The organism is Desulfovibrio sp. ZJ200, from assembly GCF_011039095.1.
GTDB lineage: Bacteria > Desulfobacterota > Desulfovibrionia > Desulfovibrionales > Desulfovibrionaceae > Desulfovibrio.
Window position 1 is genome coordinate 37836 of record NZ_JAAKEH010000009.1, and the last position, 23831, is coordinate 61666.

The window sequence follows — 23831 nt, forward strand, 5'->3', positions numbered from 1 at the left end:
CATTATCTGTCATCTTCATAACTTTCTGTATAGGCAAGGAGGGCATCATCCAGCTTGTCGAACCAGGTCGCCTTGCCGTCCTTGAGCAGGATGCCGGATTCACAGAAGGCTTTCAGGGTAGCGTCATTGTGGGCCACCATGATGATGCTGGCCTTATGCGCCAGGTTTTGAAAGGCCTGCCTGGCCTTTTTGCTAAAGGCCGCGTCACCGGCGGCCGTGACTTCGTCAGAGATGTACACGTCGAAATCAAAAGCCAGGGAAAGCGCGAACTGCAGGCGGGACCGCATGCCGGAGGAATAGGTCTGGATGGGATCGTCAAAGGCCTTTCCCAGTTCGGCAAAGTCCTCAATGCGCGCGATGCGCTCGGGCAATTCCTTTTGAAAGCCGTGGATGCGACAGACGAACCTGGCATTCTGGCGGCCGGTGAGCGTGCCTTCCAGGCCGCCGTTGGCCATGGGCCAGGAGACACGGCAGTAACGGCGCACCCGACCCCGGGTAGGGTAGTCGGCTCCGCCGATGATGCGCAGCAATGTTGACTTGCCCGCGCCATTGACGCCCACCAGCCCGACGCTGCGCCCTGTGGGGATGACCATATTCACCCCGCGCAGAACCCAGTCACCGGCGCCACGTCGCGTCGTATAGCGTTTATGCACGTTTTCAATGGAGATCATTGCATCACCAGTCGGGTCTCAAGCCCGCGATACAGGGGCAGCCCCAGCGCAATGCTGCCCAGGACCCAGGCGTACAGATAGCCGAAACTGACATCCAGCGTATGGTAGTTGCTGAAAAAGCCCATGCGCACAAGCTCCAGTCCATGCACCAGCGGATTCCAGAGCAGCCACTCGCGATAGGGGAGAGGGATAAATGTTACAGGCACAATGACACCGGAGATCAGGTACAGGGGCATCATCACTATCTGGAAAATATGCCCGGAATCCGGGACAAGCCGCATGCTGACCGAGGTCACCAGCCCGTAGCCCAGGCCGAACAGCCACAGACCGGCCAGAGCCGCCAGCGCCGTGAGCGGATCGTCCGGCAGGGCATCCAGCCCCAGCAGGGCCGCCGCCCCAAGGATGCACAGGGAGATGAAGAACATGGAAAAGGCTTCCACTCCGGCCCGCACCAGAGCCACATCAAAAGGGCGCACCTGACGGAAGGCGAAAAAGGCCTTGTTGCAGTCCAGGGCGTGCAGGGTTTGCACACCTGTGCGCCGGAAAAGGAAGAAGGACAGCATCCCCAGGATGATCCACATGGAAACGTCAATCCCTCCCATGCTGTTTCTGCGCATCATCCCCCAGACAGCACTCATGAAGCCGATATGCATGGCCGGTTCTATGATGAGCCAGCTCCAGGCCGCCCGGCTGCCGAAAAAGCGATCCAGGGCCTCACGCAGGAAGAGCGCCTGCCAGACTGTGATGGTATTGGTGAAAGGGCCGTTCATGCTATTCCGAAACCTGTACTTGATAGCGTCCCAGATTAAGGGCAGGCGTCAGCACCATGCCCACCATGCGCAGGAGTTTCTCGAGCTCCGCAGAAGGCATGTTGGCGACATACAGCACATCCTTGTCCTGCATGGGAAAGTTTTGCGTGACGAAAAACGCTCCGGGATCGTTGAAATTGACCTGGTAGACCACAGGGATCTTGCCGTTGGCGGCAGAAGGCGCATCCACCAGGGACGCGTCTTCAAAACGGAAAACGAAAACCCCGCCGGGATCGGCGCGATTGTCGTTCAGGCCGCCGGACCGGGCCAGCGCCTGGGCCAGGGAGATGCCCCGGGCCTCAAAGGGGAGCTCCTGGTTGCGTCCTGTGGCCCCCAGCACAGAGATGGTCCAGGGCTGATACAGGGCCGTGAGAACGTCACCCGGTTGCAGGGGGATGTTCTGTTTGGGCTCGTGGACGATGGTATCCAGCGGCATGGTGGCCGAGACGCCCGCGCGCGTCAGCTGCAGGGAGACCCTGGTCACCGGCTGGGTCACCCCGCCCACGCTGGCCAGAGCATCCAGCAGGCGCTCTCCCTTGGGGGTCAGGGGCATGTTGGCGCTCCTGGCCACATCGCCGATGATGACCACCTGCGACGTGGGGCTGCCGGACACGCGCACCATGACCTGCGGGTTGTTGGCCTTGCCTTGCAGGCGGCCTGTGATCTCTTTTTCCACGGCCCGCACGGAACGCCCGGCGACCTTGATGCGCCCGGCAAAAGGAATGTTCACTGTGCCGTCGTCCATGACCATCTGGGGCGGCAGGGCCTCGGCACTGGCGCTCAGCGCGCCTGCCGGGGAAGCTGTCAGGGCATTGCTGCCGAACAGGATGCTGGGCGGCGTTTCCCAGATGCTGATGACGATGCTGTCACCCGCGCCGATCAGATATTCCCGGGGCCTGGCATCACCGAAAACATCCGCGAAGGCCTTGGAGCGCTTTTCGGCGCTCAGCTTGCGCGCCAGGGCAGCATCGACCTCTTTTACCAGGACCCCGGCAAGATTTTTGGACGATGCCGCCCGCTGCACCTGCATGCGGCTGGCGCCGGAGTTGGGCATGATCCCGCAGCCGCTGAGCAGGATAGCCAGCAGGCCGCAAATCAGTCCGGGGATCATGGGATGTTTTTGGGGCATCAGTGGGTTCCTTTTAGAGCATTTTGCTTTTGAAATTATTCAATTTCAAAAGCGGCGCTGCCATCATTTCGCGCCCAGGCTTCAGCCGTTGCGACGAAGGAAGCTACGGATGAAGACAGCAACTGGTTACTGCGGCAGCCAGCCAACGCAACCGCTGTCGCTATCCGTAAGCAAGCAAAGCTTGCTAACGGCTACCGCAACGCGGTCTGGACGCTCATTCGGCGCGGGCGTCCGCTCCCGCGGCCGCCAGAGCAATTTCAAAGTGAAATTGCTCTAGTGAACCATCCGCGCCAGCGAGCGGCAGACCTGTTCAATATCGCGTTCACTGTGCAGGGCAGACACGAAAAAGCGCAAACGTGCCGCTTTTTCCTCTACCGCGGGGTGGATGACGGGCTGTACATTGATGCCCTCCGCAAAAAGCTGATTGGACAACGCAATGGCCTTGCGTGAGCTGCCCAGGATGACGGGGATGACGGCGTAACCCCGGGCAGTGCCCGCGTTAAGACCGGCCTTGCTGGCCAGACGCAGGAAGAAGGCGCTGCGATCCTGCAACCGGCGGACACGTTCAGGCTCCCCCCGCATGATGCGCAGGGCCGTCAGGGCCGCGGCGGCCAGAGGCGGGGCAATGCCGACGCTGTAAACGAAACCGGGCGCGGCCGATTTCAGAATGTCCACCAGATCCCGGGAGCCGGCGATGTAACCGCCGCAGCCGGCAAGGGTCTTGCTCAAGGTCCCCATCCAGATATCAATATCGGTCCCGGCGATACCGTGATGTTCCGCGCTGCCGCGGCCTGTGGCGCCGAGGACGCCCAGCGCATGCGCCTCGTCCACCATGAGCAGGGCGCCGTGACGGCGCTTGATCGCCACCAGGGCGGGCAGATCGGGCATGTCCCCGTCCATGCTGTACAGACCTTCGACCACGATGAGGACACGTTTGTACTGAAGACGGGAGGACGCCAAAAGCGCGTCAAGAGCTTTCAGATCGTTGTGGGGGAAGGCCCGGCGTGTGGCGCCGGACAAGCGGATGCCCTCCAGCGCGCTGTTATGGATCAGGCTGTCATGCAGGATGAGATCGCCAGAGCTGAACAGGGTGCTGATGGTGCTGACATTGGTGGCATGGCCGCTGACAAAGACGATGCAATCCTCCGCGTCATAGACGGCGGCAAGCTGCTTTTCCAGTTCCCTCTGGATGGGGCGCTCCCCGGCGACCAGGCGGCTGGCGCCCACAGAGGTCCCGTAGCGGGCGATGGCCTCCAGGGCGGCCCTGTTCACTTGCGGGTGGCCGTTGAGCCCCAGATAGTTGTAGTGGGAGAAGTTCAGGTATTCTTTCCCCTCGATCCTGGTCACAGCCCCCCCGCTGCCTTCGTGTACCTTGAAAAAAGGATTGCCTATGCCGAGGCGTTCGGCCGCAGCGGTCAGCATGCGCAACTTCACCAGCGCAGGATGGCTGGCAAAGCCGGTCAGATCAGGATCGACCACAGGGGGCGTTGCACCATGCGGACGCGCCTGTCTGGCATCGCCGGCCTTGTGAGCCTTCCGTTGCAGGATGCTGCTGATGAGTGTGAAAGAAGAACTCATGCCTTCCGGGCCCCCTCGGCAACTGCGCCATTCAGGATAGTGGCCGTTTCATTTTCATTGAGATCGACGGCGTGCCGGCGGGCCAGATCGGCAAGCAGGGCGTCTTCACTGACATTTTCGTCCACAGTCCCGGTCAGGCGGGCGACGATGCGTTCCGCGATCTGGTCCACTGTGGGGGAATCCTGAAGCATCATGGCAGACAGGCGGACGCCGGTCCGCTGCTCAAGGCCGACGGCAAGTTCGACCGCCATGAGGGAATCCAGGCCCATGGACTGCATCCCGCGGTCCGTGGCGACCTGCTCCGTGGCAAGGCCCAGAACCTGCGCCACTTCGTCGATGCTGAGACGACGTATGATGTCCAGAACTTCCGCAGGGGATTTTTCGGCCAGGAGCTGCCGGATATCCGGCGTGTCCTGAAGCGCGGCCGGATCTTCGCTGTGGGTCACCAGGCCAAAGCGGGGACTGCTTTCAGGGAACATCTGCATGACTGTCTGCCAGTTAATGTTCGCCAGAATGTGCAGGCCGCTCTCGTCGAAGACCCTGTCCAGCGCGTTCATGGCTTCGGATGTCGTGAGCGGGGCCTTGCCGAGATGCTGCGTCAGACTTTTCTTCACAGTGTCGTGGCGCGTAAGATAGCCTGCATCGCCGACAGGGCCCCAGGCGATGCAGAGCGCGGGCAGGCCCAGGGCAAGGCGCAGCCGCGTCAGCCCTTCAAGACCGGCATTGGCGGCGACATAGTTGGCCTGGCCGGGGTTCCCCAGGGCCACGCTTATGGAGGAGTACAGCACGAAATGCGTCAGGGGCAGATGGCGTGTGGCTTCATGCAGGTTCCAGGCGCCGCGCAATTTGGGAGAGATCACCTTGTCCAGGCTTTCCCTGTCCATCTGCGCCAGCCATCTGTCATCAAAGACGGCAGCCGCATGTATGACGCCTCCCAGGGGCGGCATGGTCGCCGTCACCTGCCCGATCAGACTGCGCACGGCAGCGGGATTCGTCACGTCACAGGCTTCGGCCCGTGCGTTGACGTCCCGGGTCCGGAATTCTTCCAGAAGTTCTTCCACACCCGGCGTCGACATGCCGCGACGTCCCACCAGTACCAGATTCCTGATGCCGCGCCTGACCAGATGCCGCGCCGTTGCCAGACCGAAGCCGCCAAGGCCGCCGCTTACCAGCCAGGTGCGCGCGCTGTCCGGAGCTTCCGGGGCGGTCTGTCCGGCATGGACCGGCGGCAGGGCGCTCATATCGACGACGATCTTGCCGATATGCTGTGCCTGCTGCATGGCCCGGAAGGCAGCTATGGTCTGATCTGCCGGGAAAGAGCGGCAGGGCGGCGGGACGAGGTCTTTCGAGCGCAGCAGCTGCATGACTTCCTGGAAGAGCCGGGCCGCGATCTCCGGCCGGGCTGTGAGCAGCTGGTCAACATCAATGGCAAAGTAACTGATGTTTTCCCTGAACGGGCGCAAGCCGATGCCGGTATTTTCCACGAAGTCACGTTTTCCCAGCTCCAGGAAGCGCCCAAAGGGCTTGAGCAGGCTGATGCTCCTGCGCATGGCCTCACCGGCCAGTGAATTGAGCACCGCATCCACGCCCTGCCCGCCCGTAGCGGACAGAACATCATCGGCAAAGGAAAGGCTGCGGGAGTCAAAAATGTGCGCAACGCCCATGAGCCGCAGAAAATCGCGCTTTTCATCGCTTCCCGCCGTGGCAAAGACCGTTGCCCCCAGAAAACGCGCGATCTGGATGGCCGCGATCCCCACGCCGCCGGCCGCGCCATGGATGAGGACGCTCTCGCCGGGCTGGAGGCGGGCCAGATGCCTGAGGGCGTACCATGCGGTGAAGAAGACGGTCGGGATCGTGGCAGCCGTTTCAAAGGGCCAGTCCCCGGGGATGCGCGTCACGGCATGCGCGGGGGGAGTAACATGGCTTGCGAAGCAGTTGGAGGCAAAGCCCGCCACATGGTCGCCGGCGCGGAGATCCTGGACGCCTTCGCCCACACGCGTGATTATGCCGGAGAATTCAAGCCCGAGGCAGGGACCGGCAAAGCCGTTTTCCACGGCTTCATCGGTCAGCAGGCCCATGGTGAGCATGACATCACGAAAGTTGAGCCCCACGGCCATGACACGGGCTTCAACCTGCCCCGCTTCAGGCTCCCGGGCCGTATCCGGCTGCCAGCAGAGGTTGTTCAGTCTGCCCGGCACGGTAAAGTCCAGACGGCAACGTTGTTCCGTGACGGCCCGGACAGCCTTTTGGGGCATGCTGTCCACCCTGAGCACATAGCGCGCCTGCTGCGTCAGCAGGATCTCGTCGCTCTCCGTGCTGGTGAGGAATTCCCTGCCAAGACGTGCGACCAGATCGGGGCAAGTCCCTGTCGCGGGGATATCCACGAGCGTGCAGCGCAAGCCGCCGTACTCCTGCATGATGACGCGGCCGAGGCCGGTGACGGCGCACTGGGCGGGGCAGGCAGTGTGATCGTCCGGCAGGACGGCCGCCAGAGAGCCGCCCCGCGTCAGGACCCACAATCTGGGCGGGCAGGCTGCCTGCCGCATGCAGAGGTGAGCGCAATGACGCAGGCGGTCGAGGGTATCCGTCACCTTGTCCGTGCTGTCGCCATGACCGAGCATGAAGATGACATGGTCGACCGGGGCAGCGGCAATGTCTGCCGCATCGCAGGAGCAGACGGCCTGCTGGCTGTGTGCCAGAAGATAGCGGCTCACGTTTTCGGCCAGGGGGGCCGAGATGGCATCTGTCAGAAGGAACCAGACAGCGGGCTGTTTTTCTTCCGTGTCCGCCGCATCCCTGTCGGCAGGGGCAGCGGCAAGAAGCAGGAACGCTCCTTCAGCCAGGTCATCTGCCGCAGGCTCACGGAAGATGCGGCAGGCGCCGAAGCCGTGAGTTTCAAGGATGCCCTGCCAGGCTTGTGGACCTGACAGCGAAGAGAGAGCCCGGCCGCTGTGCGGAGCCGTGTGCCACCAGGCAGGCTCCAGACCTTCCACAAGATCCGTGCTCCAGTCGGGATAACGCTCCGCGACCAGCAGGAGGCCTCCGTCAGCCAGCAGGGTGCGGATATGGCGCAGCATGGCGTCATAATCCGGGAAGCTGTGCAGGGTATGGCGGAACAGGACGATGTCGAAACTCCGGGGAGCGGGCTCCCCTTGCAGGCCGTCCGTCGTAACGACCCTGATGGCCGGATGCTGGCCATAACGGCCTTTGGCCTGCGCCAGCGCGGCATCATCCGGCAGGGCCAGCAGATAGCTGAAGCTGTCCTTCTGGAGCAGCATGTCCAGGGTCTCCGGCAGGGCGCCGGGGGCAGCGGCCACTTCAAGGATGCGCAGGGGCCTGTGTGCCGGCCAGAGAGTGGCCAGGTGGCGGATAATGGCGGTGATCGCCGTATCCGTGCCCTGGACCGCGGGATCCAGATGCCGGCTTTCACGGGTGACGACAGCCTCCCGGATGCGCTTGAGGAGGGATTTTCCGTCCAGGTCTCCTCGCAGGACATCGCCCAGGCGTCGGCAGACACGTCCCAGGGGCAGGAGAGCAGGCAAGAACTGCGGCGCAAGACGGAAGGCTTCGGACCACAGCTCAGGGAACGTCGGGAGCCCGGCCCCGGGCGCGGGAGCAGCGGTTCCGTCCGCATCAGTTTTGGGGAGCAGGCCTTCCCGGGCAAGGAGGTCACGCAGCCAGCCTTCACAGGCGGCGGATTGTTGTCCGTTGTCCGGCAGTTCCTTCAGGCAGTGGGCAGCCGCCGAGAGCGTCATGGCTTCCATGAGCGGCAGGACCTGTTTGAACCAGACCTCGCGTTGTGGAGCGCAGCCGGCAAGGGCCTTTGCGGCAACAGCGCACAGCTCTTCCAGGGGCGGCAGGGGGGCGGGGATGCGCGTGGCCAGGGGAGCCAGCCAGGGGCGTATGGTCCAGGCAGCCACGCGCTCCAGCCCCGCGCGGGCCAGCGGCACGGCACGGAAACGGCAGTTGCGGACTCTCGCAACCGGTCGGGCCGCATCGTCCAGCAACAGGAATCCCGCTGTCAGGGAACGGCGGCCGCACCGGCGTGAACGGCCGATGATCCGGCATACGGGCCTGGCGCTGCAGACAGTGATGCTGCCTGTGCCGATAGGGAGGAAGGCGAGGGCGGCCCCGGCATCCCGGACCGCATGGACCCCTGCCAGTGAATGGAAGCAGGCATCCAGTACTGCCGGGGGCAGGATAGAGTTCTGCTCATGCTCCCGTGAAGGGATGAGGTCGGCTTCAAAACAGCCTTCCGTCATGCGCAGTTCGTCCACGACACGGAACGTGGCGCCATAGTCCAGCCCCAGCTTTGCGGTCAGGGCATACAGGGCCTCATGGCTCATGACCCGGGGCGTGCCGTCCGGCAGCGTTATGTCGGCCGATTCCGTATTTTCAGGCAGGACGATGGCGCGCGCCCGCGCATGCCGGGTCCAGTCGCCGGTTCCGAGGCGGGGACGGCTGTATATGCGGATAGAGCCGTCTTCAGTATCCAGACTGCACCGGACACACTGGGCATGGCCGTTCTCAAACACAAGAGGTGTCGTGATATCGAGAAATTCGAGCGTGATCTGTTCCTTGCCCAGCCCGAAACGTGCCGCGGCAAGAGCGATCTCCACATATCCGGCGCCAGGGAAGACAATGACCCCGCCTACTTTGTGATCTGCCAGCCATCCATCCCTGGCGGGATCGAGGATATTTTCCCAGGTGGGGCAGGCCGCGTCCAGCGGCCAGCCGAGCAGTGGATGCCGGCGTTTCCGGGCAGGGCGGCATTCGCTGGTGCGCGGATGCCAACAGCGCTGCTTCTGCCAGGGATAGTGGGGCAGGCTGACCGTATCTGCCTTGCGGGGAAACAGGGCATGCAGATCGGTCTGTTCGCTCAGGAGGTGGAGACGCGCGGCCAGATGCGCGAGACGGGCCTGATGGTCATCATCGCGGGACAGGCTGGAAAGGATGCGTCCCTTGACGCCAACGGCCGTCAGGTTTTCCCGGATATAGCGCTGGAGGATGGGATGCGGTCCGATCTCCACAAAGATACGGAAACCGCGCCGGCCCAGTTCCTGGACAGCAGCGGCGAAATCGACCGGCTGGCGGACGTTCTGCCACCAGTACTCCCGGTTGAGGGTGCTGCCCGGCCGGGGCCTTCCAGTCACGGTGGAGACAAAAAGGACATCCGTATCCCGGGACGGCGCGAGTCTCTGGAGTTTCAGGACGAGTTCGTCCCGGACAGGCTCCATCCGGCGGCTGTGGAAGGCATAGTCGAGCGCAAGATGGCGGAAGAAAATGCCGTGCTGCCGCATCTGTTCCCCGAAGCGGGACAGGGCCTCAGGGCTTCCGGAAAGGGTGATGTCGCCCGGGGCGTTGATCCCCGCGATCTCCAGATCGTTTTCCAGACCATACTGCGCCATGATTTTCCTGGCAGCCTGCACGGAGACGGCGGCCGCGGCCATGCGCCCCATGCCCCGGGTCTTCCCCTGGGTACAGCTGCGCGCATGAATGATCTGTACCGCCTGCTCAAGGGAAAGGGCTCCGGCAGCCCAGGCCGCCGCGATCTCCCCGACGCTGTGCCCTGCGACGGCCTGGGGTCTGATCCCCTGTTCCTGCAGCAGACTGGTGATGCCCAACTGTATGGCAAAAAGGAGCGGCTGGCTGATTGTCGTGTCGTCCAGACAGCCTTTCTCGCCATGCAGGAGCATGCGGACAGGCGAAAAACCTGCCAGCGGCAGCAGACACCGGTCCAACTCGTCCAGCATCTGACGGAACACAGGGGATTCTGCATAGAGGTTGCGCCCCATGCCAGTCCACTGGGAACCGTTGCCTGTATAGACGAAGACAATGCCATTCCCGCTGTCCGGGACCCCTTCCGTGACGATGGACGGAGGATGCCCGCCTTCCGCAAAGGCGCGCAGGGCAGGGGCGGCCTCTTCAGGGCTGCTGACGGAAAGGGCAAGGCGTTTTTCCCAGCGTTCCCGGTGGAAGGCCGCCGTATAGGCCATATCGTAAAAGGCCGGGTCCGCGTTCTCCCAGTATCCGGCATAGCGCGCCGCAAGCTCCCGCAGGGCTTCATCCGTGCGCGCACTCAGGAATAAGGGAGGAAGCGCGGAGGCATCCTGCCTGTCCTCCCTGACGGGGCGTTTCATGCTCTGCACGATGAGATGGGCATTCACCCCGCCAAAGCCGAAGGAGTTGATAGCGGCGGCATGCACGGCCCTGTCTTGCAGGGGCATGCCCGATGCCGCGCAGACGACATGCAGTTTCTGGAAGTCAATATGCGGGTTGGGAGTGAACTCCAGCGGCATCGGAGGCAGCTCGGCCCGCTTCAGGGCAAGGATGGCCTTGACCAGGCCCGCCATGCCGGACGCCGGTTCCAGATGCCCGAAGTTCGCTTTGGCAGAGCTGATGGGAATGGGCTGCTGCCGTCCCGCGCCGTAGACAGTACCGATGGAGGCTGCTTCAACAGGGTCCCCCACGGGCGTCCCTGTGCCGTGTGCCTCAATGAAATCAATGTGTTCCGGAGTGAGTCCACTGCGGTCAAGGACGTCACGCATCAACTCCGCCTGTGCCTCGGCACTGGGGATGGTCAGGCCCGATTTGCGGGAACCATCCGCATTGACCCCACTGGCCAGGATGACCGCATGGATATGGTCCCCATCCTTTTGCGCCTGTGCGAGAGGCTTGAGCAGAAGAACAGCGCCCCCCTCACCGCGCACATAGCCATCGGCCGCCGCATCAAAAGGACGGCACTGTCCGCTGGCCGACAGCATGGACGCATGGCTGAAACCAATAAAGGAATAGGGGTGCATGAGCAGGCTCACGCCACCGGCCAGCGCTATGGGGATCTCGCCATGACGCAAGGCCTGACAGGCCTGGTGCAGGGCGACCAGCGAGGAGGAGCAGGCGGTATCCACCGCCATGGAGGGACCACGCAGATCAAAAACATAGGAAAGACGGTTGGCTGCGATACTGAGGGTATTCCCTGTCATGGAATGCGCCGTCATACTGGCCAGGTCCGCCAGAGCATGCTGGCCGTACTCCATCCCGGAGATGCCGATATAGACGCCGCACTGGCTCCCGGCCAGGGCGGTCGACCTTAGCCCGGCATCCTCCATAGCTTCATAGGCCATTTCCAGTAAAAGCCGCTGCTGGGGATCAAGCCAGGCAGCTTCGCGGGGCGAAATACCAAAAAAACCGGCATCGAACTGATCTGCCTCGGGCAGGATACCCGCGGCGAACGTGACGCTTCGCCCAGGTTCGCTGCGCTTGGGGTGCTGCAATTCCTCCACAGGCCAGCGATCCGCCGGGATACGAGAGATGCCGCGCTTGCCCCTGCTGAGCATGCGCCACATGCTGCTCTCGTCGTCCACGCCGCCAGGAAAACGAAAGGCCATGCCTGTGATGGCAATCGCAGTAGGATGTTGAGGCGAATTCATGAAAGTCGTTGCCCCATAGGTTTACCGACAGACGCACTGTTGGTGGCTCCTGGAGCATATTGCTTTTGAAACGCTCGCTTAGGCGTTTATCTCTGCTGTCGTCATTCGTAAGGCGGCACAGCCGCCACCGGCTGACGCGCGCGGCGGGCATGGCTTCGACCTGCCAGAGCGTTTTAGCTACTTTCATTAGCAAAACGCTCTAAAAAATCGCTTGGAGTGTATGACTTTTAGAGCGAGAAGTGATAAAAAAGTGTTATCCGTGCATGGCAAGGAGGCAATATGGAGCCAACATGCATAAAGTATGGTTCAACCGCATGTGTCAAAAATGGGTTTCTTCATGGCAAACAACGCGATAACTGCGAGGAATGCTTGTATCAGTTCACAAAAATGACCCCAGGGGGAAGATCAGAACGAGATAAGATATTAGCATTATTGTTTTATCTGTCTGGCATTTCTCTGCGAATGACGGGTAAAATTATTTGTGTGATCACTCAAACAATACTGCGATGGATTAAAATGGTTATTATAACTATGTAAAAGAACATGAAGAATTGGTAAAAAAAGTTAAATTTGAAGAAATTGATGAAATGCACCATTTTATTAGTAAAAAAACACCAAATTTGGAGATGGAAAGTTGTTGACCATACAAGCAAAGTTTTTATCGGGGGGATATGTGGTGATCGCAGTACCCAAACCCTGCTGAAACTCAGTAAAAAATCAATATACTGAAAACAAAACGTATTTTTACGGATAAATACGCATGCTATGCTGAAGCGACAGGTTCCCGATCACTGTGCCAGGGAAGAGCCAATACCTGCCAGGTGGAACAGAATAACTTTTTGCAAAGGCATTGACTGGCGGGATTCCATCGTCGTACTTGTGTTGTCAGTCGCTCTCAGAAAATGGTGGACATGAGTTTGGCTTTGTTTGCCAGGTTCAGGGTCAATGGAAGTATTGATGAGCTTTTATCGCTCCTAAAGTGTCCACTCTAGCAACAGGTTGCACCCAAAAGCTATCTAGGGTATATTTTTCCCAAGCAATTATCGACAGTGCGTCTGTTGATGATATCATGATTTTTCGCGGTATTATAATTTTTTGGTGAAGTGCCGCGTATGTGACCGCCTGGAACATTTTTCCTGTGCGGTAATTTTTTTTCTCCTTGACAGGAAAGATGGCGGCGGGAGTCGGGGAGGCTGGCGAAATGGTGGTCCAGATGCCTCCAACAGCTTGCGGCTGGCGGGGATGCGGTTCGTGCCCAGGGGCCACTTTTTTCTGGGGCGCGAAGGTGATACGGCAGGCGTACTCCCGAGGAGTGTGCCTATGGTGCCCGCGGCTGCCAGCAGGGAATCGTGCCCCATGTGGGCATAGCGCATGGTCGTGCGCGGATCACAGTGCCCGAGCAGGCGTTGTACCTCATAGAGCGAGTGGCCCGCATTGACCAGGATGCTGGCAAAGGTATGTCGCAGGTCATGGATACGCACATCGGCAAAATGCAGCTGTCGGCGCAACTGGTTCCAGAACAGGTAAATGTCAGCGAGCGGCCTGCCCGCTGTGCGCCCGGGAAAGAGCCAGGGGCAGTCAGGACGGCGTGGTAAATGGCGGATAATCGCTACGGCCTCGTCGGAAAGGACAATATGGCGTGGGCGGTTCGACTTGGAAAGGGGTACCGTCAGCAGATGTTGCTCGAGGTGGATATGCTCCCAGCGGGCCTTGAGGATCTCGCTCTTGCGCGCGCCGGTCAGCAGCAGGAGCTGCAGGGCCTTGGCCTCCAGGCGCGGGGAGTCATGCAGGGCCTGCAAGAGCCTTCGTGCCTCATGCCGCGCCAGGTATCGCTCCCGCAGTTGCCGGATTGGGAACGGAGCGATGCCCATGCACGGCGAAACAGGCAGCACTCCCCGGATGACCGCCAGCGAACAGACGCTCTTGAAAACGCTCAGGATGCGGTTGCAGGTGGCTGGCGCAAGCCCCTTGGCAGCCAGGGAGCCCAACCAGGCCGCGACGTCATTGCGCGAGATATCTTGCAGCGGATGCCGGGCAAAGATCGGCAGGATATGCTGCCGCAGTATGCGCTCATCGACTTGCCAGCTGCGCTTGCGCATGCGGATATAAGGGACATAAAGCGACAGGATAATATCCTCCAGCCTCTGTGTGCCTGCTGCATGTCCTGCACGGTTCTTTCGCCTATGGGCGGATGGTGATGGAGTATTTGCAGCGGCAAAGAGCGGATGGTATGCCATAGAGCGCCTCCTGATCGGTAAGAGGAGTGACAGGCCATGGTCTGACGGCATACTGCTGCCGCTATGGGCGTCAGCTCCATTTGGGTGGGTTGAAGCAGGAAGGGGGAGCCCCCTCTTTTCTGTGCCAGTTTAGGTTCAGAACTCGGTAATTGCCAAGGTTATTCTGTCAGTGCACTCATAGCGCGAGGTAATTTATGAGTGCACTGGTTTTCTCTTTCCCCCGAGCAGATGGCGCGTAGCAAACCCTGTTTCCCTCTTTCTCACGGGGTTCCCGGAGTGGACGACACGCGTGCCGTCAGCGGGATCATCTACGTCATCAAGCACGGACTGCGATGGAAAGATGCCCCATGTGAGTATGGGCCATAGAAAACTCTTTATACCCGCTTTATCCGGTGGAGCCGGTTGGGAATATGCAACAAAATTTTTGCTGAACTCGTTGAGCAAAACGGTTCCACAACACGATTGATGATTGACGCCATCCATCTCAAAGCGCACAGAACGGCGGCGAGCTTGCTCAAAAAAGGCCTCTTTCCCGCTGTATCGGGCGAACAAGAGGGGGGCTGAACGCAAAACTGCATGCCGTTTGCAATGCCTCCGGCCAGCCCATAGCGTTCCATCTGACCGGCGGTCAGGTGAGCGATGACAAGGGTGCCGCCGCCCTGCTCGACAAAGGAATCACTTCATGCATTCCGGGCAGACAGAGTCGCAAAAAGCCGATTCCCTATGATGAAGAGCTTTATAAACAACGCCATAAGAGAGAAATCATGTTTGGCAGCCGCAAAGACTGGCGTAGAATCGCCACACGCTCTGATCGGTGTGCCCATACCTTTTTCTCCGCCATTTGTATCGCCGCCATTGTCATTTTTTACCTTTACTGAGTCCTGAATTTAGGGTCAGCCCTCATTAGAGCAGATTACCTTTGACTTTTTCTAAAAGTCAAAGGTGGCATTCAGGCGAAAAACGCGGTTTTCGCCTGAATGTACGCCGCGTTGCGGCGGCTGACGCGAGATCGTTTAGCTAATTTCATTAGCAAAACGATCTAAACGAACTCAATCGACGTGGGCCACGTCATGGAAGGTATCAAGGGCTTGGGGAGTAGGTATCGACAGTCAGTCAGGTAACGAAGTACCCATAAATTTTTCAAAATCTGTGGGGCAGAGCGTGGGGCAGATTTGCCCCACATACGAAAAAAGGGCTACATTTTCATGTAACCCTTTGATTTCTTTTGGCGTCCCCAAGGGGATTTGAACCCCTGTCGACGGCGTGAAAGGCCGTTGTCCTGGGCCGGCTAGACGATGGGGACGCATGTGTGGCTGGGCTGCAAGGACTCGAACCTTGATTAGCGGAGCCAGAATCCGCCGTCCTGCCAATTGAACGACAGCCCAACATGTGAGGGGAACAAATAAATGAAGAGCGGCAGCTTGTCAAGTTTTTTGGCTGCGCAGGCCAAAGGTTTTCGAAAATCGGCTGAAGAGCCCGCCAGAGGCGTCTTGGGCAACAGTTACAGGCCAAAACGGACAGGTTCGAGCAGCGCAGTTCTGTTCATAGCGCCCGCGCAAGCGGGAAAACAGGTGCGTATCTCGATGCCCATACGCGCAATAAAACATAGCGCCCGCGCAAGCGGGAAAACAGGCCTTGCAGGGCTGACGCATTTTATGCGGCAGCCTTGGCGGCGATGCGCCAGCATCGCCCGAAGCCGCAGGCTTCGTGCGAGCGAAGTGCGGCTCCGCCGCCGAAGCGGCTCTTCCCAGAGCTTATGATAACATAGTAAAATTATTGCACTTAATATTTAGATGCGCCTGCCCTGGCAGGCCTTGCGTGAATAGTGAAAGTTGTATAGTATCCATCCCACACAAAAACTGAAAACCCTAATTAATTTAGAGGGGGATGTATGACTTCTGACAGTCCTGACATTGTTGTGGACCGCTCCAAGGCGCAATGGTCTGATCTGTGGCTGAAAGAGGATTATTGGGCAATCTGGATCGGGCTTATATTGCTCTTGGTGGGGACTGCCCTTGTGTTCAGCAACAAGGGCGAACTGGAAAGCAAATATGAGAGCTACGCCGCAATACTGCGCGCCGAGTCGGACAAGCCTTTTAAAACCGTTGAATACTATCAGGCTGCGGCGGCGCAAAAAGCCTTGCAGGGGCAGAATCTTTCCCCTGCCAAGGACTTTATCAATTATTTGAAAACGCCTGCGCGCTGGCAGTCCAATCCGCTGGATGCCCTGTTCATGACGCAGGCTGCCGCTGATGAGGCCAACAAGGCCCTGAAGCCCAAGGTTGATGCGGCCCGGCAGGCGGCAAGCGAGGCTCTGGCCCGGGCCAAGGAGGCGCAATCCGCTGCTGCCGCGGCTTCCTTCGGCGACGCGGGCCTTAATGATGCGGCAACAAAAGCCATCGGCGAATGGCAGGCCGCGCAAAAAAAAGCCGCCAAAGTTGCCAAAGGCCTGGTTAAGCCGTTCAACCGCATCCCCACGCTCATAGTGCTGGGGCTTGTGCTCACCGCGCTGACCGCCGTGGGCATCAAGTTCATGGGCGGCAATGTGGGTAAATACATGGCGGCTTTTCTGGTGATCTTCGCTCTGTGCCTTCTGGCCAACATTCTCGGTAATCACAAAGGCATGCGGCTTTACGGCCTCAACGCCGAAATCTGGTCCATTGCCCTGGGCATGCTGATCGCCAATACAATAGGCACGCCCAAATGGATCAAGGACGGCGCGCTGGTGGAATACTTCATCAAGACCGGCCTTGTGCTGCTGGGCGCGGAAGTGCTTTTCCACAAGATTCTGGCCATCGGCATCCCCGGCATTTTTGTGGCCTGGGTTGTGACGCCCATTGTGCTGATCAGCACATATATCTTCGGCCAGAAAGTGCTGAAGATGCCCTCCAAAACCCTGAACATCGTCATTTCCGCGGACATGTCCGTCTGCGGCACCTCGGCGGCCATTGCCACGGCGGCCGCGGCCCGCGCCAAAAAGGAGGAACTGACGCTCTCCATCGGTTTATCCCTGACCTTCACGGCCATCATGATGATCGCCTTGCCCGCGTTTATCAAGTGGGTGGGCATGCCTGAAGTGCTGGGCGGCGCATGGATTGGCGGCACGGTGGACGCCACCGGCGCTGTGGCCGCGGCCGGGGCATTTGTGGGAGAGAAAGCCATGCAGGTGGCGGCCACGGTCAAGATGATCCAGAATGTGCTCATCGGCGTGACGGCTTTTTGCGTGGCCATGTACTGGTGCACCAAGGTGGATGTGCAGAGCGGCGAACGCGTGGGCGTCATGGAAATTTGGAACCGCTTCCCCAAGTTCGTCCTGGGCTTCCTGGCAGTCTCGATCATTTATTCGCTTATCAGCACAACGCTGGGCGCGGACTTCGGCAAGATGCTGGTGGATAACGGCGTGAACAAGGTGTCCGTGCCGTTGCGCGGCTGGTTCTTTGCTCTGGCCTTTGTGTCCATCGGTCTGACCACTGATTTCCGCGAGCTGGGCAAATATTTCAAGGGCGGCAAGCCGATTATTTTGTATGTCTGCGGGCAATCCTTGAATCTGGCTCTGACGCTGCTCATGGCCTGGATTATGTTCTACAAGGTCTTCCCGGAAATTACCGCCAAAATCTAACTGGTCCACACAGGGAGGCGGCTGCGGAGAATCCGCAGCCGCCTCTGCGGTAAGCAAATCATGTCGCGAACATTGCAAAACCGGCTGAAACTGTTTGCCTGGGCCGTGGCGCTCTGGTTTTTTTTCGCTGTGCTCACGCCAAGGCTGGTAGCTCTTGTCCCGGCCTGGCAACGCTACGACGCGGTGCAGGAACAATATGATCTGGACAGCGGCGCGCTGTATTATACAAATGTGCCCATCACCCAAGAGGCCGAGGCGGCCGTACGCGCCGCCGTGCGTCAGGGGATGGAAGATCGCCGCATGGCTGCGGAAGCCGCTGGTACGCAGGATCAGATCCGGTGAGAAAGCCATATTATGTGGTCAGCGCCTGCCTGGCTGGAACGGCCTGCCGTTACGACGGCGGCAGCAATCCCTGCCCGGAAGTGCTGCAACTGGTCCGGGAAGGTCTGGCCGTGCCCGCATGCCCTGAAGCGTTGGCCGGGCTGCCTGTGCCGAGGCCGGCGTGCGAGCTGAAAAACGGTCGCGTGCTCAGCCGGGACGGGCGGGATATGACCACGGCTTTTCTGCGCGGCGCGCAACGCGCTCTGAAAATTGCGCAACAGCACGGCTGCACGGCGGCCGTTCTGAAAAGCCGTTCTCCCTCCTGCGGCTTCGGCCAAATCTATGACGGATCGTTCAAGCGCAGGCTGTGCTCCGGCCAAGGCCTTTGGGCGCAGTTGTTGCGGCAAGCGGGCCTTACGCTCTACAGCGAGGAAAGCCTGCCGCCCAGGCCGGACCGCATTGACGCGCCCTGAATGCGCCTTGGCAGGGCACGCTCTTTCAAGCCTTTTGCTCCTGAAATCAGCTCAACGCTCTGGCAGGGCGAAGCCATGCCCGCCGCGTGTTAGAGCATTTTCTCTTTGAAAATGCTCTGCTGACGCGAAAGCGGCAGCCGCCGCAACGCGGCGTACATTCAGGCGAAAACCGCGTTTTTCGCCTGAATGCCACCTTTGACTTTCATAAAAAGTCAAAGGTAATCTGCTCTAGGATAGTTGCGCTTTGGGCTGCGCGGCAATGCCGCGTCGGGCCAGCTCTTCCACGGCCTTGCGGCAGAATTGCGGCAATAAGGCCTGGGCTTCGGGGCTTAAGCCCACCTGCATGGTGTGGTACTCAAAAGGCTGCATGCCGATGACCAGCGCTTTGGGCCTGTGCCCGGCCAGTTCGCAGGTGATCAGGGTATCGAGCAAATCCGTCTGATGCATGGAATCGCGGAAGCTCAGGCTTTTGCGCAAATCTTCGCCTTCCAGCAGATATACAGTGCCCGGCCTTTCCGGCCCAAGCACCACATCCAGCACCACCAGCAGACCACAATCCAGGATCTCGGGCATGAGCATCAGGCCCTGGGTGCCGCCGTCCATCAGGCGTACCTGCGCGGGCCATGTGAAATGCTCTTCCAGATATTCCACGGCCCGCACGCCAAAGCCTTCGTCGGTCAGCAGAATATTGCCCACACCGAGAATCAGCACCTTTTCGTGGTTCACGGCAAATCCCCCAGGAGTTTGGATGCATCCGGGCACAAAAAGGGCGGGGAGGACCCCCGCCCTTGACAGTCTGATGCAGCAAGCACGGTATTTTCCCGGCAGTTGCCTGTTCTCTCAATCCGCGGATTGACCGGAAAGGAGATCTGCGCGGAAAAGACGCGTTTCAACCTGCTGCGGTCTGCGCCGCCGCACCCGGCTTTGGCCCGGCATGGCGGCGCGCTCATCCCGCGCGTGCGCGAGACGCTCTAGAGCATTTCGCTTTTGAAATTATTCAATTTCAAAAGCGGCGCTGCCGTCATCTCGCCTGAAAAACGTGGTTTTCAGGCTCATTCGGCGCGGGCGTCCGCTCCCGCGGTCGCCAGAGCGGTTGCCGTTTTCAACAGCAAACCGCTCTACAGCACCTTGAACTTGTGCACTTCGTTGGTTTCCCCGTCAATGACATGCACGGCGCAGGCAATGCAGGGGTCAAAGGCGTGGATGGTGCGCAATATTTCCACCGGACGCTTGGGATCGGCAACCGGCGTGCCAACGAGGGCTTCTTCGGCCGCGCCGGGCACGTTCTTGGCGTCGCGCGGTCCAAGGTTCCAGGTGGTGGGCACCACCAACTGGAAGTTGCCGATTTTGCCGTCCTCAATGCGCAGCCAGTGCGAAAGGCCGCCGCGCGGCGCATTCACAAAGCCCACACCCTTGGCGGATTTGGGCGTTTCGTAATTCTCCACGATCAGCTTGTCTTTGGCGATATTGTTTTCGTACTCGTCCAGCCAGTGCTCGATCTGCCGGGCAATGGCCAGCGTTTCCACGCCGCGCGCGGCCGTGCGCCCAAGTGTGGAGAAGAGCGCTTCCGGCCCCACGTTCAGGGTCTTGAGCACATGATCCACCAGCGGCTTCACGGTCTTGTGGTTCTGGGTATAGGCGACCAGCACCTGGGCCAGGGGCCCGGTTTCCACGGAATAATCGTCATAGCGCGGCGCTTTGAGCCAGGAATACCGATCCGTGTCGCCCATGCTGGTGAAAGCGGGAATGGTTTCGCCCTGGTAGGGCGGCAGGGCCTTGTCGCCTTTGTACCAACTGTGGCGCACATGCTCTTCGATCCTGGAAGGATCGAAAGCCTTGAGCTGGCCGATTTTGCGGTCCAGAATAACGCCGGGCTTGAGCCAACGGCTGTTCAGATCGCGCTCGCCGCCTGGCGCGGGGAATTCGCCGAAAGCCATGAAATTGCGCGTGCCGCCGTAATTGGCCCAATCCTTGTAGCTTTCAGCCACAGCCAGCAGATCCGGAATATAATAGTCTTCGATGAAGGCCCGGGTCTTCTGGTACAGCTGCCGGAATTCCTTGATTCTTTCGGGAGTCAGCGCATCGTAGCAGGTTACGCCGCCGCCGACAGTAAACTGGGTATGCGGATTCTTGGCTCCGAAGACGGCCATGGCCCGGGCCGCTTCCACCTGGACGCGCAAGGCTTGCAGATAGTCGGCTGTGGCGATCAGGTTGACTTCCGGGGAAAGGATGTAGGCCGGATGGTTGCCGAGAAAATACGCGTTGGCGAAGGGGCCGAGCTGGCCGCTGTCCACAAAGGCTTTGAGCTTGGCCTGCACGGCTCTGTAATCGTCAGCCGTGACTTTGCGCTTGGAAATGGACGTGGCGATCCGGGCGGCCTTGACCGGGTCGGCCTGCAGGGCGTTGGTCACATCCACAAAATCCAGGGCGTGGAGAGCATAGAAATGCACCAGATGGTCGTGCAGAAACTGCATGCCCAGCACCAGGTTGCGGATATAGGTGGCATTGGCCGGAATGGGTTTGTTGATGGCGTCTTCCAGGGCGCGGGTGGAAGCCAGGGCATGTGTATAGGTACAGACGCCGCAGGTGCGTTGGGTAAAATGTTGCGCGTCACGCGGATCACGGCCCTTGAGAATAAGCTCCAGGCCCCGGAACAGCGTGCCGCAACACCGGGCATCCTTGATTTTGCCGTTTTCCACTTCCACTTCCACGCGCAGATGACCCTCAATGCGGGTCAGCGGATCCACCACCACAGGGCCGGTATAATCGCTCTGGGGCGATTTGATGACTTGGCTCATGATTCCTCCCTTAGTTCTCGTAGAACGGCGTCATGTCGTCCCAGAATCCGGGCTCGCTGCAACCGATGCAGGGATGCCCGGCGGCCACCGGCCAGTTGGTCTGATTGAAAAGAACCTTGGGACAGTTGTTGTAGGTCTGCGGGCCCTTGCATCCCACCTCATAGAGACACCAGCCCTTGCGCGCCTCTTCGGAGTTGAAGGATGGCGCGAACTCATTGGCGTCGAAATGCTTGCGGCGCTCGCAGAGGTCATGCACGGTCTGGCCGTAAAACATGGTCGGGCGGTTGTTTTCGTCCAGCTCGATTTTCTGGCCCTTGAGAAAGGCCACCAGCGTGCCGACGAGGTTGAGCGGATTGGGCGGGCAGCCGGCGATATTGATGGCTTTGACGCCCAGGTCGGCATAACAGTCGTTGACGCCCTTGGCGGCGGTGGGATTGGGTTTGGCCGCCTGCACGCCTCCGTAGGAGGAGCAGGTGCCCATGCTCACCACGACCTTGGCTTTGGGCAGGATGTTTTTACAGATGTCATACATGGTATGGCCCGCAATATAGCCGTATTTTCCGTCAAGCCCCGTGGGGATGGCGCCTTCCACGATGCAGATGAAGCCGTCCGGGCCGTTGACGGCCTGGTTCAGGGCTTCTTCGGCCGCTTCGCCGGCCGCGGCCATGATGGTTTCATGGTAATCCAGCGAAATGGTGTCCAGAATCAGGCTATCAATGTAGGGCTTATAGGTGCGCAGCAGCGCTTCGGAACAACCCGTGCATTCGGCGCTGTGCAGATAGACCACCGAGGGGCGGCGACCGGTCAATGCCGCTGCCACTTCCGAAGCGAAAGCCGGGCCCATGCCCATGGTCACCGCCACCGCCGTACAGAATTTCATAAAGTCGCGGCGGCTGATGCCCTGGCGTTCTAAACGCTCCTCTCCGCCTTTTTTGCCCAGACCCACGGCAATACGCATAATAGCCTCCTGGCAAAGGTGAGTAAAAGGCTGAAACGGAAGGTCCTGCCACAGGGCCTTCGGTTGCTGAGTAGTGACAGGCATTTTGTCCGCGTGTGCGGAGCGTCGAACTGAACCGTCTGCGTCCAGCGCCGACAACGGCTGTCATTGAGAAACAGGCAAAGGCTTTCGGATGAACAAGCCGTCTCCGGCCCATCGCACCGGCGGCGAACGAGGACATTGCCCTGTCCCGTCCCGCATGGGGCAGTCCGCCATTTGTGAGACAGGATATACCTTGGCAGGCGAAGGGTCAATAGGTAGCAATATTTTTTGTTATCGATTGCGCGCGCCGTCACAAGCGCCGCGCCGTTGCCGCACTTGCTTCGCGGAGGCTCTTGCGCTAGGGTCAGCTTTCATGAAAAAGCCGCCCGCGAAAAGCCATCGGCGCGCGGCTGCGCGGAAGGCCGCGCCGGGCCGGATCGGAGCGCGCGGGGCGGATTTTCCCGACGCATCACATTCAGCTTCCCGAGGAGCGTATGGAACTGGAATCGCTTTGCCTGCACGCCGGTTACACGCCCGAAAACGGCGAACCGCGCGTTGTGCCCATTGCCCAGAGTACAACCTTCAAATATGCCTCCACCGCCGAGGTCGCCAAACTTTTCGATCTGGACGAAGCCGGCTTTTTTTATACCCGCCTGGGCAATCCCACGGTGGACGCCGTTGAGCAGAAGATAGCGGCCCTGGAAGGCGGCGTGGGCGCGCTGTGCACTTCCTCGGGCCAGGCAGCCAGTATGCTCGCCGTGCTCAATCTGGCGCAAAGCGGCGACCATATCGTGAGCGCTTCGAGCATTTACGGGGGCACGTTCAATCTGTTCGCCGTCACCCTCAAAAAGCTGGGCATTGAGGTGACGTTTGTGGATCAACGCGCTCCGGACAGTGAGCTGGAAAAGGCCTTCCGGCCCAACACCAGGGCCGTCTTCGGCGAAACCCTGACCAATCCGTCCCTGGATGTGCTGGATATTGAACGCTTCGCCCATCTGGCGCACAAACACGGGCTGCCGCTGATCGTGGACAATACCTTTGCCACGCCTGTGCTTTGCCGTCCTTTTGCGTTCGGGGCGGACATCATTGTGCATTCCACAACCAAGTATATGGACGGCCATGCCCTGCAGGTAGGCGGCGTCATTGTGGACAGCGGCAATTTCGACTGGGCCTCGGGCAAATTCCCCGAGTTCACCGAGCCGGATGTCTCCTATCACGGTCTGGTATATACCCGGGCCTTCGGCAAAGCCGCCTATATCGTCAAGGCGCGCGTGCAGCTCATGCGCGATATGGGCTGCTGCCAGAGCCCGCAAGGCGCTTTTTACATCAATCAGGGGCTGGAAACATTGCCTTTGCGCATGGAGCGGCATTGCCGCAATGCCGAGGCTGTGGCCCGCTATCTCAGCGGCCACGCCAAGGTGGAGAGCGTCAACTACCCCTCGCTGCCCGGCAACCCCGGCAAGGCCCTGGCCGATAAATATCTGCCCAAGGGGTGCAGCGGGGTGGTTTCCTTTTCGCTCAAAGGCGGCCGGGAAGCGGGCGCGCGTTTCATCGACAGCCTGAATATGATTTCCCTGCAAGTGCATGTGGCCGACATACGCACCTGCGTGCTGCATCCGGCCAGCTCCACGCACCGGCAACTCAGCGACGAGCAGCTCCATGACGCGGGCATTACGCCCGGCATGGTGCGGCTCTCCGTGGGCCTGGAGCACAGTGACGACATTCTGAAAGATCTGGAAGCGGCCCTGGAAAAAGCCTGATCCGGGCACGCGCGGCAGCGCCCTGCG

Annotated in this window: 13 protein-coding genes, 2 tRNA genes and 1 pseudogene; 5 read left to right on the forward strand and 11 right to left on the reverse strand. The window is 60.1% G+C overall.

The genetic code is table 11. The features are described 5' to 3' along the window. Positions 1 to 2 precede the first annotated feature (2 nt). The 6 genes from G7Y52_RS04360 to G7Y52_RS04385 all read right to left on the reverse strand — a co-directional run bounded on the left by G7Y52_RS04360 (position 3) and on the right by G7Y52_RS04385 (position 13716). Entirely contained in the window at positions 3 to 671 is a 669-nt protein-coding gene (locus G7Y52_RS04360) for an ABC transporter ATP-binding protein (protein ID WP_165066675.1), read from the reverse strand. Next, positions 668 to 1441: an ABC transporter permease gene (locus tag G7Y52_RS04365; protein ID WP_165066678.1), complete on the reverse strand. Its 774-nt coding sequence runs from the start codon at positions 1439 to 1441 to the stop codon at positions 668 to 670. The genes G7Y52_RS04360 and G7Y52_RS04365 overlap by 4 nt, the downstream gene beginning before the upstream one ends. A 1-nt stretch (position 1442) precedes the next feature. After that, positions 1443 to 2609, reverse strand: coding sequence for a polysaccharide biosynthesis/export family protein (locus G7Y52_RS04370; protein WP_206215187.1), 1167 nt, complete (start codon positions 2607 to 2609; stop codon positions 1443 to 1445). Between the two features lie 273 nt (positions 2610 to 2882). Further along, positions 2883 to 4187, reverse strand: coding sequence for an aminotransferase class I/II-fold pyridoxal phosphate-dependent enzyme (locus tag G7Y52_RS04375; RefSeq protein ID WP_165066681.1), 1305 nt, complete (start codon positions 4185 to 4187; stop codon positions 2883 to 2885). Continuing rightward, positions 4184 to 11617, reverse strand: a complete 7434-nt coding sequence (locus tag G7Y52_RS04380) for a type I polyketide synthase (protein WP_165066684.1) — start codon at positions 11615 to 11617, stop codon at positions 4184 to 4186. Before G7Y52_RS04380 ends, G7Y52_RS04375 begins: the two co-directional genes overlap by 4 nt. 1085 nt (positions 11618 to 12702) lie before the next feature. Beyond that, positions 12703 to 13716 carry a site-specific integrase gene (locus tag G7Y52_RS04385; RefSeq protein WP_241159586.1) on the reverse strand — a complete coding sequence of 338 codons (1014 nt, stop codon included), beginning with the start codon at positions 13714 to 13716 and terminating at the stop codon, positions 12703 to 12705. A gap of 366 nt (positions 13717 to 14082) precedes the next feature. Between G7Y52_RS04385 and G7Y52_RS04390 the strand changes: the two are divergent. Further along, positions 14083 to 14732: pseudogene (locus G7Y52_RS04390) on the forward strand (IS5 family transposase). Positions 14733 to 15080: 348 nt separating this feature from the next. Here the strand turns inward: G7Y52_RS04390 and G7Y52_RS04395 are convergent. Then, positions 15081 to 15157, reverse strand: a tRNA-Glu gene (locus G7Y52_RS04395). A gap of 7 nt (positions 15158 to 15164) precedes the next feature. Beyond that, a tRNA-Gln gene (locus tag G7Y52_RS04400) sits at positions 15165 to 15239 on the reverse strand. Between the two features lie 506 nt (positions 15240 to 15745). Here G7Y52_RS04400 and G7Y52_RS04405 point away from each other — a divergent pair. Genes G7Y52_RS04405 through G7Y52_RS04415 form a run of 3 tightly spaced genes read left to right on the forward strand, consistent with a single transcriptional unit; the run spans position 15746 to position 18267 of the window. Continuing rightward, positions 15746 to 17473 carry a putative sulfate exporter family transporter gene (locus tag G7Y52_RS04405; protein WP_165066690.1) on the forward strand — a complete coding sequence of 576 codons (1728 nt, stop codon included), beginning with the start codon at positions 15746 to 15748 and terminating at the stop codon, positions 17471 to 17473. Between the two features lie 60 nt (positions 17474 to 17533). Next, the gene (locus G7Y52_RS04410) at positions 17534 to 17815 is read left to right on the forward strand and encodes a hypothetical protein (RefSeq protein ID WP_165066693.1); all 282 of its coding nucleotides are present in this window, start codon (positions 17534 to 17536) and stop codon (positions 17813 to 17815) included. After that, positions 17812 to 18267 (forward strand): DUF523 domain-containing protein, encoded by a 456-nt coding sequence (locus tag G7Y52_RS04415; RefSeq protein WP_165066696.1) that lies wholly within the window; start codon positions 17812 to 17814, stop codon positions 18265 to 18267. The genes G7Y52_RS04410 and G7Y52_RS04415 overlap by 4 nt, the downstream gene beginning before the upstream one ends. Before the next feature lie 228 nt (positions 18268 to 18495). Here G7Y52_RS04415 and G7Y52_RS04420 read toward each other — a convergent pair whose 3' ends face one another. The 3 genes from G7Y52_RS04420 to G7Y52_RS04430 form a co-directional block, all read right to left on the reverse strand. Continuing rightward, on the reverse strand, positions 18496 to 18993 hold the full coding sequence (locus tag G7Y52_RS04420; RefSeq protein WP_165066699.1) for a HyaD/HybD family hydrogenase maturation endopeptidase: 498 nt from the start codon (positions 18991 to 18993) through the stop codon (positions 18496 to 18498). Positions 18994 to 19385: 392 nt separating this feature from the next. Next, a complete protein-coding gene (locus G7Y52_RS04425; RefSeq protein WP_165066702.1) occupies positions 19386 to 21065 on the reverse strand; it encodes a nickel-dependent hydrogenase large subunit in 1680 nt (559 codons plus the stop codon). Between the two features lie 10 nt (positions 21066 to 21075). Further along, on the reverse strand, positions 21076 to 22023 hold the full coding sequence (locus G7Y52_RS04430; RefSeq protein WP_165066705.1) for a hydrogenase small subunit: 948 nt from the start codon (positions 22021 to 22023) through the stop codon (positions 21076 to 21078). A 515-nt stretch (positions 22024 to 22538) separates the two neighbouring features. On the opposite strand from G7Y52_RS04430, the gene G7Y52_RS04435 reads away from it, so the two are divergent. Continuing rightward, on the forward strand, positions 22539 to 23804 hold the full coding sequence (locus G7Y52_RS04435) for an O-acetylhomoserine aminocarboxypropyltransferase/cysteine synthase family protein (RefSeq protein WP_165066708.1): 1266 nt from the start codon (positions 22539 to 22541) through the stop codon (positions 23802 to 23804). Positions 23805 to 23831: the final 27 nt, after the last annotated feature.